This window comes from Neisseria sp. P0001.S005 (assembly GCF_051963715.1).
Map to the genome: position 1 here is coordinate 1 of NZ_JBQCTZ010000088.1, position 14,564 is coordinate 14,564.

The 14,564-nt window shown below is 46.9% G+C and carries 16 protein-coding genes; 9 read left to right on the plus strand and 7 right to left on the minus strand.

Features of this window, described 5'->3' with window-relative positions:
* The coding region (locus ACTHSP_RS11480) for a TonB-dependent receptor plug domain-containing protein (protein ID WP_440346125.1) at window positions 1-906 on the minus strand (906 nt) is incomplete at its 3' end.
* Between the two features lie 394 nt (window positions 907-1,300).
* Between ACTHSP_RS11480 and ACTHSP_RS11485 the strand changes: the two genes are divergently transcribed.
* Window positions 1,301-1,921, plus strand: coding sequence for a TetR/AcrR family transcriptional regulator (locus ACTHSP_RS11485; RefSeq protein WP_314512915.1), 621 nt, complete (start codon window positions 1,301-1,303; stop codon window positions 1,919-1,921).
* A 90-nt stretch (window positions 1,922-2,011) separates the two neighbouring features.
* Here ACTHSP_RS11485 and ttcA read toward each other — a convergent pair whose 3' ends face one another.
* Window positions 2,012-2,971, minus strand: coding sequence for a tRNA 2-thiocytidine(32) synthetase TtcA (ttcA, locus tag ACTHSP_RS11490; RefSeq protein ID WP_004519719.1), 960 nt, complete (start codon window positions 2,969-2,971; stop codon window positions 2,012-2,014).
* A gap of 128 nt (window positions 2,972-3,099) precedes the next feature.
* Entirely contained in the window at window positions 3,100-3,453 is a 354-nt protein-coding gene (locus ACTHSP_RS11495) for a RidA family protein (protein ID WP_314512913.1), read from the minus strand.
* Between the two features lie 99 nt (window positions 3,454-3,552).
* On the opposite strand from ACTHSP_RS11495, the gene ACTHSP_RS11500 reads away from it, so the two are divergent.
* From ACTHSP_RS11500 to hemB, 5 genes are all read left to right on the plus strand, one after another.
* Window positions 3,553-4,038 carry an aminoacyl-tRNA deacylase gene (locus ACTHSP_RS11500; protein ID WP_440346126.1) on the plus strand — a complete coding sequence of 162 codons (486 nt, stop codon included), beginning with the start codon at window positions 3,553-3,555 and terminating at the stop codon, window positions 4,036-4,038.
* 15 nt (window positions 4,039-4,053) lie between these two features.
* Window positions 4,054-4,686 carry a DnaJ domain-containing protein gene (locus tag ACTHSP_RS11505; RefSeq protein ID WP_314512911.1) on the plus strand — a complete coding sequence of 211 codons (633 nt, stop codon included), beginning with the start codon at window positions 4,054-4,056 and terminating at the stop codon, window positions 4,684-4,686.
* 3 nt (window positions 4,687-4,689) lie between these two features.
* A complete protein-coding gene (locus tag ACTHSP_RS11510; protein ID WP_314512908.1) occupies window positions 4,690-5,562 on the plus strand; it encodes a DMT family transporter in 873 nt (290 codons plus the stop codon).
* Window positions 5,563-5,721: 159 nt separating this feature from the next.
* A complete protein-coding gene (locus tag ACTHSP_RS11515) occupies window positions 5,722-6,432 on the plus strand; it encodes a DUF6973 domain-containing protein (protein WP_070608363.1) in 711 nt (236 codons plus the stop codon).
* 32 nt (window positions 6,433-6,464) lie between these two features.
* The gene (gene hemB / locus ACTHSP_RS11520; protein WP_039863499.1) at window positions 6,465-7,466 is read left to right on the plus strand and encodes a porphobilinogen synthase; all 1,002 of its coding nucleotides are present in this window, start codon (window positions 6,465-6,467) and stop codon (window positions 7,464-7,466) included.
* Window positions 7,467-7,881: 415 nt separating this feature from the next.
* Here hemB and ACTHSP_RS11525 read toward each other — a convergent pair whose 3' ends face one another.
* The 4 genes from ACTHSP_RS11525 to ACTHSP_RS11540 all read right to left on the minus strand — a co-directional run bounded on the left by ACTHSP_RS11525 (window position 7,882) and on the right by ACTHSP_RS11540 (window position 10,893).
* The gene (locus tag ACTHSP_RS11525) at window positions 7,882-8,439 is read right to left on the minus strand and encodes an immunity protein (RefSeq protein WP_070608303.1); all 558 of its coding nucleotides are present in this window, start codon (window positions 8,437-8,439) and stop codon (window positions 7,882-7,884) included.
* A 463-nt stretch (window positions 8,440-8,902) separates the two neighbouring features.
* Window positions 8,903-9,886 (minus strand): lipoyl synthase, encoded by a 984-nt coding sequence (lipA, locus tag ACTHSP_RS11530; RefSeq protein ID WP_003683323.1) that lies wholly within the window; start codon window positions 9,884-9,886, stop codon window positions 8,903-8,905.
* A gap of 129 nt (window positions 9,887-10,015) precedes the next feature.
* Window positions 10,016-10,618, minus strand: a complete 603-nt coding sequence (gene lipB / locus ACTHSP_RS11535) for a lipoyl(octanoyl) transferase LipB (protein WP_049352317.1) — start codon at window positions 10,616-10,618, stop codon at window positions 10,016-10,018.
* Window positions 10,618-10,893 (minus strand): HP0495 family protein, encoded by a 276-nt coding sequence (locus ACTHSP_RS11540; RefSeq protein ID WP_049328369.1) that lies wholly within the window; start codon window positions 10,891-10,893, stop codon window positions 10,618-10,620. The genes lipB and ACTHSP_RS11540 overlap by 1 nt, the downstream gene beginning before the upstream one ends.
* Window positions 10,894-11,106: 213 nt before the next feature.
* On the opposite strand from ACTHSP_RS11540, the gene lon reads away from it, so the two are divergent.
* The 3 genes from lon to ACTHSP_RS11555 all read left to right on the plus strand — a co-directional run.
* Window positions 11,107-13,566, plus strand: coding sequence for an endopeptidase La (gene lon, locus ACTHSP_RS11545; RefSeq protein ID WP_440346127.1), 2,460 nt, complete (start codon window positions 11,107-11,109; stop codon window positions 13,564-13,566).
* Window positions 13,567-13,752: 186 nt separating this feature from the next.
* The gene (locus tag ACTHSP_RS11550) at window positions 13,753-14,022 is read left to right on the plus strand and encodes an HU family DNA-binding protein (protein ID WP_003683413.1); all 270 of its coding nucleotides are present in this window, start codon (window positions 13,753-13,755) and stop codon (window positions 14,020-14,022) included.
* A gap of 351 nt (window positions 14,023-14,373) precedes the next feature.
* A partial coding sequence (locus ACTHSP_RS11555) for a FeoA family protein (RefSeq protein ID WP_440346128.1) occupies window positions 14,374-14,564 on the plus strand: 191 nt, incomplete at its 3' end.

Sequence of the window (14,564 nt, forward strand, 5' to 3'; positions counted from 1 at the left end):
CTGCCACGATACGTCCCAGATGCCCGATGTCGAGCCGGTTACGAACACGGGCTTTTCTTTTAAAAAACGGCGGCTGGCGGTGTTGCCCATGATTTCGTTTTGCGGCGCGCGCGAACGGATGTGGTTCAGCGTCAGGCGGCTGTAAAAATCGGGATGGTTTTCGGGCGTGAGCAGGAGTTTGAAGCGCACGTTGGTGTTTTCCACGCGGCGCGGGTTGCCGGTCGGCTCGTAGGACACGAACGGCTCGTAGCTTTCGCGCTGTTGCCGTTCCGCGCTCAAGCGGAAGGCAAGGTTGTTTTTCACAATCGGACCAGACACTACGCCGGCGATGTTGCGCGTTTTCTGGTTGCCCAAACCCAAGCGCAACGCGCCTTCCCATTCGTCAGTCGGGTCTTTGGAACGCATTACCACCGCGCCCGCCACCGCATTCTGCCCGCGCACATGGCTTTGCGGCCCGCGCAAGACTTCCACCTGCTGCATATCCCACAGCGACTGCGTGCCGAAGGCGTATTCGTTGTAAGTGGCGGAGCGGCCGTCTATGGACAGGTTCAGGCGCGGCCGCGTGCCCGCGAAAAACGCCACCGCACCGACGGCAGGACCGGAGCCGTCCACGCCGCGCACGGTCGGCAAATCGTTGCCGCTGCCCAAGTCCACCGTATTCACGGTTTGTTTCAGTAGGTCGGTGGCGGAAAGGTTATGGCCGCTGCGGTCGATGTTCGGCGTGGAGAAAACGCGGTTGGACGTGGCGGTTTCAAAGCCGCTGCGATTGGTGCGTTCGCCGGTGACGACGACTTCTTCCAACTGCACCTGTTCCGCATCTTGCACCGCATCGGCGGCATAAATCCATTCGGAGGCGAAAGCGGCGGCAATCAATAGGGGGAGGCGGCGGAGGGTGTGTTTCTGCATTTCCTTATCCTTTCAGACGGCATACGTCGGGGTGGATTGAACATCAGGTAATCCAATTGTTCCGTCAGTATGCAAATATTTGTGTTTACACATTTACATAAAACAAACTATTAATGTAAAGTATAAGAAATAAGAAACAGGAATGCAAGTGTTTATCATTCACTTTACTTCCCTCTTATCTTGTGAATCGTCCAAAAAATCCCTCTCCTATTTTTGGGAGAAGGTTGGTGGAGGCAGATTCTGTAATCTTCATGAATTTGGCCTGCTAAGCATCCGATAGCCCTCATTCGTAGGGCGGAGTGGAGGGATAAGGAAGGAGGTTGTCTGAAAGCCGCCATATTGCCATTGCCGCCGTGGGGAAATATGATAAGCATCCGACTTGCGGATAACTTTAATGAAAAACCTTTATGAACAAAATCAAAACCTTCCTACCGTCATGACTGCCAGCAAACAACAAACCATCGCCGATACCGCCCGCCGCTTATTCCGCGAACATGGCTTTTCCGCTGTATCCGTAGGCAGTATCTGCGCCGAGGCCGCCGTCAGCCGCGTTACTTTTTACAAATATTACAGCGGTAAAAACGCACTTTTGCAGGCAATCGTTACCGAGCAGAAAAACCGCGTCCGTGCCGAATTTGAAAATCTGCTTGCACGGCAATGCAGCCTGCGCGAAGCCGCCGAGGCTGTGTTTGCCCTGCAAAAACAATCGTTTGAAGAACTCTATTCCGCCGCTTTCCTGCGCGACATCGAAGAGAACACCAATTTGGAGCTGGAGCGGTTTTTCCACGAATTGAACGAAGAAAAATACGCTTTTATGCGCGGATTCTTCCATACTCTGCAGCACCGCCGCCTGATTCAGCCTGATTTGCCGGTGGAACTCATCGACCTGTTCATTCGTCAGGCGGATATATTGATGCGCCATCCTCAACTGGCTGCGCTTTATGCCGCCGCGCCGCAAAAGTTGCCGCAAGACGTATTGGGATTGCTGCTGCACGGTTTGTCAGGGAAAGAATAGATAAAAAAGAATAGAAAAATTTTAAATATGAATATTCAGACGGCCTTTCGGTAAATAGCTACCGAAAGGCCGTCTGAAAATTAAATGGAATTATAAACCGCAGGTTTTGGGTTTATTTGCCAAAATATTGATGACTTTGCGTTCGGCTTTTTGCGGTTCGATTTTGATTTCGCTTTCGTCTTCTTCGCTGCCATCGGAGAAACGTTCCGGCATTTTTTCGCTGTCAAACGCCAAGTCGCCGCCGTGTTTCAGGCTTTGACCGCGTTCCAGGCCGACAAAGTCGAAAAGTTCGGTGTCGGCTAAATGCGATGGAACGACGTTTTGCAGGGCTGAGAACATAGACTCGATACGACCGGGGAAACGTTTGTCCCAATCGCGCAGCATGTCGCCGATGACTTGGCGTTGCAGGTTGGGCTGAGAGCCGCAGAGGTTGCATGGAATAATTGGGAATTGCTTCAGCTCGGCGTATTTGATCAAGTCCTTCTCTTTGACATACGCCAGAGGACGGATGACAATGTGTTCGCCGTTGTCGCTGACTAGTTTGGGCGGCATGGCTTTGAGTTTGCCGCCGTAGAACATATTCAGGAACATAGTGGCAAGGATGTCGTCGCGGTGGTGTCCCAAGGCGATTTTGGTGCAGCCCAATTCTTTTGCGGTGCGGTAGAGGATGCCGCGGCGCAGGCGGCTGCACAGCGAACAAGTCGTTTTGCCTTCGTCCAACACGCGTTTGACGGTGGAGTAGGTGTCTTCTTCAACGATTTTGTACGGTACGCCGATGCTTTCGAGATAGGTCGGCAATACTTCTTCGGGGAAGCCCGGCTGCTTTTGGTCGAGATTGACGGCGACCAGTTCGAAATCAATCGGCGCGCTGGCTTGAAGCTGGCGCAGAATGTCTAAAAGGGCGTAGCTGTCTTTGCCGCCGGAGAGGCAGACCATGATTTTGTCGCCCGGTTCGATCATGTTGAAATCGTTAATGGCATCGCCGACGGCGTGGCGCAGGCGTTTGCTGAGTTTGTTGTTTTCTAATTCTTGCTTGGTTTTTTTGGACATGGCTGTTTGTGCTTTGAAATAATAGAAAAATTTAAGGGCGGTATTGTACCGCAAAAGAATAAAGGCCGTCTGAAAAACTGCGCTTGCTTGATTGAAGCGGCGTTTTCAGACGGCCTAATATTTGCGCTTTATTTGATTTGAAGGGCGGTGATTTTGATTTCAACCTTCCAGTCGGGCGAAGCCAGTTTCGCCTCCACACAGGCGCGGGCCGGAGCGCGCTCAGGTGCTGTCCATGCGTCCCAGGCTTCGTTCATGGCGGCGTAGTCGCTCATATCGGGCAGATAGATGGTGGCTTCTAAAATATGTGCTTTGTCGGATTGGCATTGTGCGAGCCATGAATCGATTTGCGTCAAAACGTTTTCAGTTTGCGCTTTGGCGTCGGCTTCAGGATTTTCGGGAACCATGCCGGAGAGGAAAACCAAGCCGTTGGCCACGACGGCTTCCGAATAGCGTTTACTTGCATCAAGATAGCGGATGTCCATGTTGTCTCCTGATTTCAAAAAGAAGGTATGGTAACATTGCAGTTGTTTACGTTCCACATTTAAGAGGGGCCGTCTGAAAAGGATGGCGGAAAACAACCCATGAGTAAAGCAGAATATCCGGTTACGCAGGCGGTGCGCTTTTTACGCAGTAAAAAAATCGATTTTGTCCCTTATGTTTACGCGTATGAAGAACACGGCGGTACGGCGCGTTTTGCCGAGTGCACGGGCAAGCCCGAGCATCAAGTCATCAAAACAATCGTCCTGCAGGATGAACACAAAAAAGGCTTGGTTGTGTTAATGCACGGCGACAAACATATTTCCACCCGCAATTTGGCGCGTGAACTGGGCTTGAAACACATCGAGCCGGCAACGGCGGATCAGGCGGCGAAATGGACAGGATATTTGGTCGGTAGGACGTCTCCGTTCGGTATGAAAACCGCGTTGCCGGTTTATGTGGAAGAAAGCATTTGGGTTTTAGACGAGATTTTTATCAATGGCGGAAAACGTGGGTTTATCGTAGGCATGAAGCCTGAAAACCTGCGGACGCTTAATCCGCAAGATGTTCATGTTGCAGTGGACGCGTAAAGGAGGGGAATATAGATGGAACAAGTGAATTTATACGAAATCTTGGGTGTGTCTCAGGATGCTGATATCAACGTTATCCGCGAGGCTTATGGCAAATTGGTGGCCAATCCGGATATTCAAAAAGATGCGGAGCGGTTTAAAGCCATCGGACAGGCATTTGAAGTATTGTCTCATCCGGAAAAACGTCTGGCTTATGATGCGGCTATGCAGTACGAGCGCCAGGAAGTCCAAGACAACGGCTTCAATAATACGGTGGTCAATCATACGGAAAACTATAATACAGGGAACAATAATATGGGGGCAAATATGGTCAATAAGTCTAATTCTGAAGTGAAAAACTATGTTTTTATTGCCTATATTACATATGCGTTGGGCCTGTTTATCTGGTTTGCACCCGTTGTCGGTGTGATTTTGGCATATGTCAAACGCGATGAGGCACAAGGCAGCATTTACGCCAGCCATATTGATTGGCTGATTAAGACATTTTGGGTGTCTTTGGTGGGTATGCTTTTCGGGATGTTAACCATACTGATCTTAATCGGTTGGCTGATTTTGGTGGCGACCGGTATTTGGCTCATTTATCGCGTAGTTGTCGGACTGATTAAACTGAATGACGATAAGCCTGTTTCCAATCAAGGATGGTTTTAAAGCATGGCATATTTATTGGCAAGTATCGTTTGCAGCGTGTTGGTTTCCGTATTGCTGAAAGTGGCGCGCAAGCAAAAAATCAATATTGAGCAGGCGGTGGCGGTGAACTATATCGTTGCCGTTACTTTGACCATGCTGGTGTTAAAGCCCGATTTGAGTAATCCGCAGGTATTTTTACCGACTTGGTGGCTCTTTGCGGCTTTGGGTATCTTGTTGCCAAGCGTGTTTGTCATTATGGGCAAATCCGTCGATGCGGCAGGTATCGTCAAATCGGATGCGGCACAGCGCTTATCGCTGTTTTTGCCCATTATCGCTTCATTCACGCTTTTTCATGAACAACTGACCGAAGGCCGTCTGATTGGTTTGGTATTGGCATTTACAGCATTGTTTTTCTTGCTTTGGAAAAACGATGGCGGTAAGAAATCCGGCGGTTTCGGCACGCAAGTGATGCTGCTTTTGGGCGTTTGGTGTGGCTACGGCATCATTGATATTCTGTTCAAACAAGTGGCGAAAAGCGGTACCGCGTTTGCCGGTAATTTGCTGGTAGCATTTTGTTTGGCCGGTATCTTGATGTTTGGCTACCTGTTTGCCAAAGGAAGCAAATGGACCAAAGAGGGTATAGTGGGTGGTATGATTTTGGGTTGCCTGAATTTTTTGAATATTGTTACCTACATCTCGGCACACCAAATCATGAAGGATAATCCGACCTTGGTGTTTGCCGGTATGAACATCGGCGTAATTGTTTTGGGTACGCTGATTGGTGCGGCAATGTTTAAAGAAAAAATCAGCAGCATTAATGCAGCCGGTATCAGTATTGCTATTTGCTCGATAGCCTGTCTGTTTTATTGGCCGCAAATTCGAAGCTTGGTAGGTTAAAAATACTTATGCCGTCTGAAAAATTTCAGACGGCCTTATTTTTATTATAAAATAGCCATTCATGCGCCGATTTGGCCGTATGGGAATTATTTTGCGCTTACGGGCGTTTCTATGTTAAACAATAAGTTGAACTCACACAATAATATCGATAGTTACATCATGAAACATATTAAAAAACACATTCAATGCGCCGTTCTCGGCATGCTGGTATTGTCCGGTTGCCAATCGTATCAGGAAGATCAAAGCCGCCGCAGTAAAATGGCACAATTTGCGCTTAACCATCCCGTGGCCGCCCAAGTCATCGGTATGGAGGATGAAGGCTTAATCAATATGACCAGTAATGCCACGCGCTTTGCCGAGCGTACAGGTTTGGATGACAAAGCAAACGGCGACAGCAGGGGAACACAGGTCAATGCCGTACGCCAAGCATTATGGCAGGCGGCAATTGCTTCTAAATTCGACAGCATTATTGCCGAAAAAGCAGGTAATGCGCGCCTGACGGATATGGAGTTGCGTGAAGGTAAAGACGACTACTTCAGCCGTTACCTTGCCGACCAGGCAGTCGATCAACGTAACAACCGTATCGGCCGCAGTATCGGCAGTGCCAAGCCCGACAGCGATATGAAGACGCTGGCGGCAAGCATTTTGTTCTACTACAACAAAGTAGGATTATGGACGGCTTCCGAAGTGAACAACCGTTGGCGCATCAAACAGGAAAAACTTTCAGACGGCCAATATGCCGAGGCATTGAAAAATATCGCCAAATTGGATCAAAACGGTATGACCGAGCAGGAACGTAATAGTTATAAAACCGGTACGCTCAGCGAAATCAAACGTTCGGTCAAAGCCATACGTCAAGTCGAAGACTGATTTTAAGACTTCATTATTGAAAGGCAATTGTTATGAATTTCCCTCCGCGTTATGTCTCAAACACCCGTATGCGCCGTATGCGTAAAGACGATTTTTCACGCCGTCTGATGCGCGAGCATACTTTGACGGCAGATGATTTAATCTATCCGGTTTTTGTATTGGAAGGTCAGAACCAGGAAGAGGCAGTGCCGTCTATGCCCGGCGTCAAACGCCAAAGTTTGGATAAATTGTTGTTTACCGCTGAAGAAGCACTGAATCTCGGTATTCCTATGCTGGCTTTGTTTCCCGTGGTAACGCAAAACAAAACCGAATTTGCGGAGGAGGCTTATAACCCGGAAGGCTTGGTACCGACAGTAGTGCGAACCCTGCGCGAGAAATTCCCAGAGCTGGGGATTATGACCGACGTTGCCTTAGACCCTTATACCATTCACGGCCAAGACGGTTTAACCGATGAAAATGGCTATGTCCTCAACGATGAAACCATTGAAGTTTTGGTAAAACAGGCTTTGTGCCATGCCGATGCAGGCGCACAAGTCATTGCCCCGTCAGACATGATGGACGGACGTATTCTTGCCATCCGTGAAGCCTTGGAAGATGCCGGACACATCCATACACGCATTATGGCGTATTCGGCAAAATATGCTTCAGCATTCTACGGCCCGTTCCGCGATGCCGTCGGCAGCTCCGGCAATTTGGGTAAGGCAGACAAGAAAACCTACCAAATGGACCCTGCAAATACTAACGAAGCCTTGCACGAAGTCGCATTGGATATTCAAGAAGGCGCAGACATGGTAATGGTAAAACCGGGTTTGCCATATCTGGATGTCGTCCGCCGAGTTAAAGACGAGTTTGGCGTACCGACTTATGCTTACCAAGTTTCCGGCGAATATGCCATGCTTCAAGCTGCCATTCAAAATGGCTGGTTGGATGGTGAGAAAACCATTTTGGAAAGCTTATTGGCATTCAAACGCGCCGGCGCCGATGGTATTTTGACTTACTACGCGATTGAAGCGGCAAAATTGTTGAAGAAGTAAAATAAAGAAATAAATTAAAAAGCGGCAAACAGTGTTTATCCTGTTTTGCCGCTTTTTTGTATTATTTAATTTTGGGATAATTACTTAAATTCTTCTATTTTTTCTGGTTATCGATTTCTTTTTGTAGTATCCTGTTACAAAAAATGTTACTGACACAGGTCCTCCAGTCCATCCTTTCCATTTCCTACCTAGAAAAAATCTTAGGTTTCATCCTGTCATCTATCCGGATCTGACTGAATTGAAGACTGTTCGATTTTTCCTACTTAAAGACAAAGCCTTTAAAAAACTTTGATCAAAATCTGCTTGATGGTTGATTATCTACCAAGACTGTATTAGAAACAAAAATAATTCCTCTTATATCTGATTTTCAATTTTTATGTGGCTAAGCAGGATTTAGAAGCCAACACTCTAAGGTCTAGTATCCTTTATTCAAAATATGAAATAGGTCATCTCTTAAAACGATTCCATCATCTTCTATTAAATAAGCGATATGTTCCCAGAATGTTAACTCTTGTTCAATGGGCTCTTCCAAATCTGCCACTTTATTCATCAGATCTGTTGCAATTTCCTCTGCTTGATAAGCCTGACTCTTATAGAATTTTGATTTTAAAAGAAAGACGGCAGACATAAATAGAGAATAGGAAGAAACAAAAGCCTGTAAAGAATGATTGACAAAAATTCTTGGCTTTTGAAATACTTCTACTCCTTCCGGATTGCAAATTAAGAAGATCTGGTTCTTTTGGCTAATCACAAAATAGCCTAAAAAACACTGTCCGAAAAGAGTATATCTGTCAAGCTCTTTCCTTATTTCCAATAGCTCATTGCCTGCTTTTACAAAAGAGAATCCCATCTTGGAATAATCCTCTAAATAAGCAAAGAGATTGAAACGAATCTCATCAAAGCTGAGTTTTCTCTTTTTTACGGAGGTGTGAACTCCTTGTTCCTTCAATGAATCATCTATATTTACTTTCATCTGTTTATCCTATTTTCTAGGCTATTTTTACCAAGCATTTTTAACTTTCAAACCTTGATGATTGCCTTTTTTCTTAGTTATATGAAAAGGCTTACTTATTTTAAGACTTTCTCTTTTTTGTATCTCTAAGAACTCATATACGAGGATGTATTTCAAGAAAATATGGGTATACAAGCATATGGATAGACACCATAACTCGTTTTGCAAGCCGCTTCTTCGAATGGAATCCAGATAGCCTGATAAAGGAAATGACAGATGCAACAGAGCATAAACCCATTATAAAAAAGGATAATTCCTATATTTTTTCAATTTATTATCAATATAAGTGGATTGAATTCTTAGTTTTCTTTAGAGTTTGAATAAGGTTTATTTTGGAAATCTGAAGAGTTTTGTATATTAAACAAAGGCCGTCTGAAAAAAACAGTCTACTGATTTTTCAGACGGCCTTATATGATTTAAACCATCAGTGATGGCTGCAACCGCCGTGGGTTTCACGCAATGCTTCGGCTGCTTGTTCGTCTGCGTGGTAGCTGGAGCGGACCATTGCACCGATGGCGGCATTGGTAAAGCCTAATTCGTATGCTTCTTTTTCAAAAACTTTGAATTGGTCGGGCGTTACATAGCGCAAGACGGGCAAGTGGCCGTCTGAAGGTTGCAGATATTGGCCGATGGTAATCATCTCGATATTGTTGGCACGCATATCGCGCATGATTTCGCGCACGTCCTCGTCTGTTTCGCCCAAGCCGACCATGATGCCGGATTTGGTCGGGATATGGGGCATCATTTCTTTGTAGCGGCGCAGAAGCTCGAGGGAATGTTGGTAGTTGGCACCCGGACGGGCTTTTTTATACAGGCTTGGATGAGTTTCCAAGTTGTGGTTCATCACGTCGGGTGGTGTTTCTGCCAAGATTTCCAGTGCGATATCCAGACGGCCGCGGAAATCGGGAACAAGGATTTCGATTTTGGTATTCGGGCTGGTTTCGCGGATGGCTTTAATGCAGTCGGCGAAGTGTTGGGCACCGCCATCACGCAGGTCGTCACGGTCGACGGAAGTGATCACGACATAGCGCAGGTTCATGGATTTGACGGATTCGGCCAAGTGTTTAGGCTCGTCAGGATCCAACATATTGGGGCGGCCATGGCCAACGTCGCAGAACGGGCAGCGGCGGGTACAAATATCGCCCATGATCATGAATGTGGCCGTACCCTTGGTAAAGCATTCGCTGATATTTGGACAAGATGCTTCTTCGCACACGGTATGCATTTTTTGTTCGCGAAGAATATTTTTGATTTCAAAGAATTTCTTGCCCGGTAATTTGGCGCGGATCCATTCGGGCTTTTTCAATTTTTGTTCCAATGGAACCACTTTAATCGGAATGCGTGCAGTTTTGTCTGCGCCTTTCAGTTTGATGCCGCGTTTGGGGTCGTTTTTTACTTCTTCACTCATGGTGATGTGTTCTTTCTGTCGTTATAAAGGCCGTCTGAAAAGCTGATTGCGGCCTTTATGGCCTAAGGGCTTGTGGGTTCAGAGGGGCAGTTAAAAGATGGTGTTGGAGCTGAATATTTTCAGACGGCCTTATGCCAGCTCTTTTTGTAAATGCTTGGTCAGTTTGTCTGAAACTTCTGCCAAACTGGGTGCCGGAGAGACATAGTCGGCAATTTGGGTCATTTCCATACCGGCATAACCGCAGGGGTTGATATGGGTAAACGGGCTTAAATCCATGTTCACGTTAAGCGCCAAACCGTGGTAAACGGAGCCGTCTTTAATACGCAGGCCCAGGGAAGCGATTTTACGCTCTCCGACATAAACGCCGGGGCGTTTGGGATCGGCGGCTGCTTCGATGCCGTATTCTGCCAAGGTGGCGATGATGCTGTTTTCAAGTGCGGAAACGATATGGCGGACGCTGGTTTTACGGCGTTTGAAATTGATCATCGTATAGACGACCAATTGACCGGGGCCGTGATAAGTAATTTGACCACCTCTGTCAATTTGGACAACGGGAATATCGTCGCGGATGAGGAGGTGTTCAGGTTTTCCGGCCAAGCCCTGGGTGAATACGGGCGGATGTTCGACCACCCATAATTCGTCTTCGGTGTTTTCGTCACGCGAGGCATTAAATGCCTTCATGGCTTCGAAAGTCGGCAGGTAATCGACCAAGCCTTTGTGCACGATTTTCATTACAGCACCACTTTTACCAATTCGTGTGAAGTCAGGTCGCGGTAGATATTGTCGAGCTGCTCTTGGTTGTCGACATTTACTTTGACGGTTGCGCTGGTGTAGTTGCCTTTGCTGCTTGGGCGCGTAGTAATGTGGTGCGGCTCGGTATCGGGAGCATGTTTGCGCACAGTTTCCAAGATGGCGGATTCAAATTCCGGATGAACCGCGCCCATGACTTTTACAGGAAAGGTGCAAGGGAATTCAATTAATGATTTTTTTTCGGTTGAGTCTGTCATGGTTTACTACCTTGTTTGGTTAGCCAGGGCCGTCTGAAAAGTTTTCAGACGGCCCAAAATCCGATATATTTTATCGTAAACGTCCATATCGGGCTATTAAAAATGATGTTTTTGAAAATAGGTGCGGATAAGCTGTTTTCAAGTCTTGAAATGGAGCGCTTCAGCCCAATTTTGAGCTACATTCTGATTTAACAATGATTGAGATTTCTAACTATGCCGACAAAAGACAAATATTTCGAGGAATACAGTGCGCTGGCTACCTTGCCTTTACGCGATGTCGTGGTGTATCCGCATATGGTATTGCCGCTGTTCGTCGGTCGTCCTAAATCGATTGCAGCCCTTGAGGCGGCAATGGCTAATGATGATCCGGTTTTCCTGTTGGCCCAGCTTGACCCTAATACAGAAGACCCTAAAGCCGAAGATTTGCACCAGACCGGTACGGTTGCCCAAGTTTTGCAGGTTTTGAAGCTGCCTGACGGCACCGTTAAAGTATTGGTAGAAGGTATCCGTCGTGCGCGCGCATTGACGGTTGATGAAACAGGCGGACTGTTTTTATCCCATGTTGAGGCGATTGATGAAAACAGCGACAAGGACAATCCCGAAATTGAAGCCTTGCGCCGTACCTTGCTGACTCAATTTGAGCAATATGCGAAATTGAACAAAAAAATCCCTGCCGAAGTTATCAGTACCATCAGCAGTATCGATGACAACAGCCGTCTTGCCGATACTATTGCCGCGCATTTGCAGCTGAAATTGGAGCAGCGTCAATATGTGCTGGAGACTGCCGGCATTGTTGAGCGTTTGGAATTTCTGCTGGCTCAGTTGGAAGCCGAACTCGACATCATGCAGGTCGAGAAACGCATTCGTGGCCGTGTAAAACGTCAAATGGAAAAATCCCAACGCGAGTATTACTTGAATGAGCAAGTAAAAGCAATTCAGAAAGAATTGGGCGAAGAAGACGAGCGCGGCGAGCTAGATGCGCTGGAAAACAAAATCAAAGAAGCAGGCATGAGCAAAGAGGCTGAAGAAAAATGTCTGTCTGAATTGAAAAAACTGAAAATGATGCCGCCGATGTCTGCGGAATCGACCGTCGTGCGCAACTATATCGATACTTTGCTTGAGCTGCCATGGAAGAAAAAATCTCGTGTCAGCAAAGATATTGCCAAAGCTGATTTGATTTTGAATGCCGACCACTATGGTTTGGAAAAAGTCAAAGAGCGCATTTTGGAATATTTGGCCGTTCAAAAACGAATGGACAAGCTCAAAGGCCCGATTTTGTGTTTGGTTGGCCCTCCGGGGGTAGGTAAAACTTCCTTGGGTGAGTCGATTGCCAAAGCCACAGGCCGTCAATATGTGCGTATGGCATTAGGCGGCGTGCGTGATGAAAGCGAAATCCGCGGCCACCGCCGTACCTATATCGGCTCTATGCCGGGCAAAATCCTGCAAAACATGGCGAAAGCGGGGGTGAAAAACCCATTGTTCCTGCTTGATGAAATCGACAAAATGGGCAGCGATTTCCGTGGTGATCCGGCCAGTGCATTGCTTGAAGTGCTCGATCCTGAGCAAAACAACAAGTTCGCCGACCACTATGCCGAAGTCGATTACGATTTGAGCGATGTGATGTTTATTGCCACTTCAAACAGCTTGAATATCCCGACGCCGCTGCTTGACCGTATGGAAATCATCCGTCTGTCCGGTTACACGGAAGATGAAAAAATCAATATTGCCATGCAATACCTTGTGCCGAAACAAATGAAGCGCAATGGTGTGAAAGAGGGTGAGTTGGTGGTTGATGAAAGTGCGGTGCGCGATATTATCCGTTACTACACCCGCGAGGCCGGCGTCCGCTCGTTGGATCGCGAAATTGCTAAAATCTGCCGCAAAGTAGTAATGCAGGTTACCTTGAATGAGGACAAGAAAAAAGCGTCCAAATCCAAAACAGCAAGCAAGGCCAAGCCTAAAGCAATTAAAGTTACTGAGAAAAATCTGCATGACTATCTAGGCGTGCGCCGTTTCGACTATGGCGTGGCCGAAAGCGAAAACCGCATCGGTCAGGTAACCGGTCTGGCTTGGACCGAAGTCGGTGGCGAGTTGTTGACCGTAGAGGCAGTTGCTTTGCCGGGCAAAGGTACGATTCAATGTACCGGCCAACTGGGTGATGTGATGAAAGAATCGGTATCGGCCGCATGGTCGGTTGTCCGTTCCCGTGCTGAATCAGTGGGTCTGGCTCCTGATTTTTACGAGAAGAAAGACATTCACGTCCATGTGCCGGAAGGTGCGACGCCGAAAGACGGTCCGAGCGCAGGTATTGCCATGACTTTGGCGATGGTTTCTGCCTTTACCAAAATTCCGGTGCGTGCGGATGTGGCGATGACCGGTGAAATCACTTTGCGTGGTGAAGTGTTGCCGATCGGCGGTTTGAAAGAAAAACTGCTGGCTGCTTTGCGCGGCGGCATCAAGCATGTATTGATTCCGAAAGACAACGTCAAAGATTTGGAAGAAATTCCTGAAAATGTCAAAACCGGTCTGACCATCCATCCGGTCAAATGGATTGATGAAGTGTTGGCTTTGGGTCTGGAAACTCAGCCTGAGCAATGGGTTGCCGAATTGGCAGTTGCCGAGACCGTGCAAACTCCTAAGACAAAGTCAAGAACAAAAGCAACCAAGCATTAAGTTGGCCGTCTGATGTTGCAAAAAATGTGGTTTTGCCCTGAATGCCCCAAAAATAGGGCAATTCCACATTTTTTACTTGACATGATAATTTCAGAATTGCTATAAAGTGCGTATGTGCTTTGAAAGCGCTCAAGCCCCGAGTATTCGGGCATTTCATCATCTTTATACGATAGGAAGGGACTAATTGTGAACAAGTCTGAATTGATCGAAGCAATTGCTCAAGAAGCCGGCATTTCCAAATCTGCTGCGCAAAAAGCTTTGGATGCTACTACTAATGCCGTAACCAACGCACTGAAAAACGGCGATACTGTTACTCTGGTCGGTTTCGGTACTTTCTACGTCGGCGAACGTGCCGAACGTCAAGGCCGCAATCCTAAAACTGGCGAGCCTTTGACTATTGCTGCTGCTAAAACGCCTAAATTCCGTGCCGGTAAAGCATTGAAAGATGCTCTGTAATTGAGCGTTTTTTCCTAGATAGGAATAAAAAACCGATTCTATTCGGTTTTTTATTTTGAAGGCCGTCTGAAACTTTTCAGACGGCCTTTAGTTTATCGAGTGTATATAAAGGCTGAAACCCAAACAATCACAAGGGTTTCGGCTTTTTTAATTTCTCTGCCTACATTTGATTTTTATATTGATATACCTTATCATTAGCAAAAAAATAACAATACTTAAAACAAACCGCACTTATTGAAAGAAGTAGCGAATCGCCACTCTTATCCAACCTTTCAAATGTGCCGCACATTCGTCAGTACTTCTCACATTTCTAATAATCTGATTTTTTAAAACAAATGAAAAGAGAGGCTTATGTCTACCATTCCTTTGTCGCGCCTGAAAAAAGGCGCAGTCGTACATATTGATTCCATTGCTCCCAATCCTGTTTTTGGTGATTTGGATACCTTGGTAACCCGTCGTCTTGCAGATTTGGGTTTTTCCAGCGGAATGCCGTTGCAAGTGATTGCAGTGGGTGGTTTTGGGAGAGGCCCGTTTGCGGTACG

Coding starts and splice junctions, on each gene's coding strand:
- ACTHSP_RS11485 (WP_314512915.1), top strand. CDS start 1,301: ATGAAAAACCTTTATGAACAAAATCAAAACCTTCCTACCGTCATGACT.
- ttcA (WP_004519719.1), bottom strand. CDS start 2,971: ATGTCCAAAAAAACCAAGCAAGAATTAGAAAACAACAAACTCAGCAAA.
- ACTHSP_RS11495 (WP_314512913.1), bottom strand. CDS start 3,453: ATGGACATCCGCTATCTTGATGCAAGTAAACGCTATTCGGAAGCCGTC.
- ACTHSP_RS11500 (WP_440346126.1), top strand. CDS start 3,553: ATGAGTAAAGCAGAATATCCGGTTACGCAGGCGGTGCGCTTTTTACGC.
- ACTHSP_RS11505 (WP_314512911.1), top strand. CDS start 4,054: ATGGAACAAGTGAATTTATACGAAATCTTGGGTGTGTCTCAGGATGCT.
- ACTHSP_RS11510 (WP_314512908.1), top strand. CDS start 4,690: ATGGCATATTTATTGGCAAGTATCGTTTGCAGCGTGTTGGTTTCCGTA.
- ACTHSP_RS11515 (WP_070608363.1), top strand. CDS start 5,722: ATGAAACATATTAAAAAACACATTCAATGCGCCGTTCTCGGCATGCTG.
- hemB (WP_039863499.1), top strand. CDS start 6,465: ATGAATTTCCCTCCGCGTTATGTCTCAAACACCCGTATGCGCCGTATG.
- ACTHSP_RS11525 (WP_070608303.1), bottom strand. CDS start 8,439: ATGAAAGTAAATATAGATGATTCATTGAAGGAACAAGGAGTTCACACC.
- lipA (WP_003683323.1), bottom strand. CDS start 9,886: ATGAGTGAAGAAGTAAAAAACGACCCCAAACGCGGCATCAAACTGAAA.
- lipB (WP_049352317.1), bottom strand. CDS start 10,618: ATGAAAATCGTGCACAAAGGCTTGGTCGATTACCTGCCGACTTTCGAA.
- ACTHSP_RS11540 (WP_049328369.1), bottom strand. CDS start 10,893: ATGACAGACTCAACCGAAAAAAAATCATTAATTGAATTCCCTTGCACC.
- lon (WP_440346127.1), top strand. CDS start 11,107: ATGCCGACAAAAGACAAATATTTCGAGGAATACAGTGCGCTGGCTACC.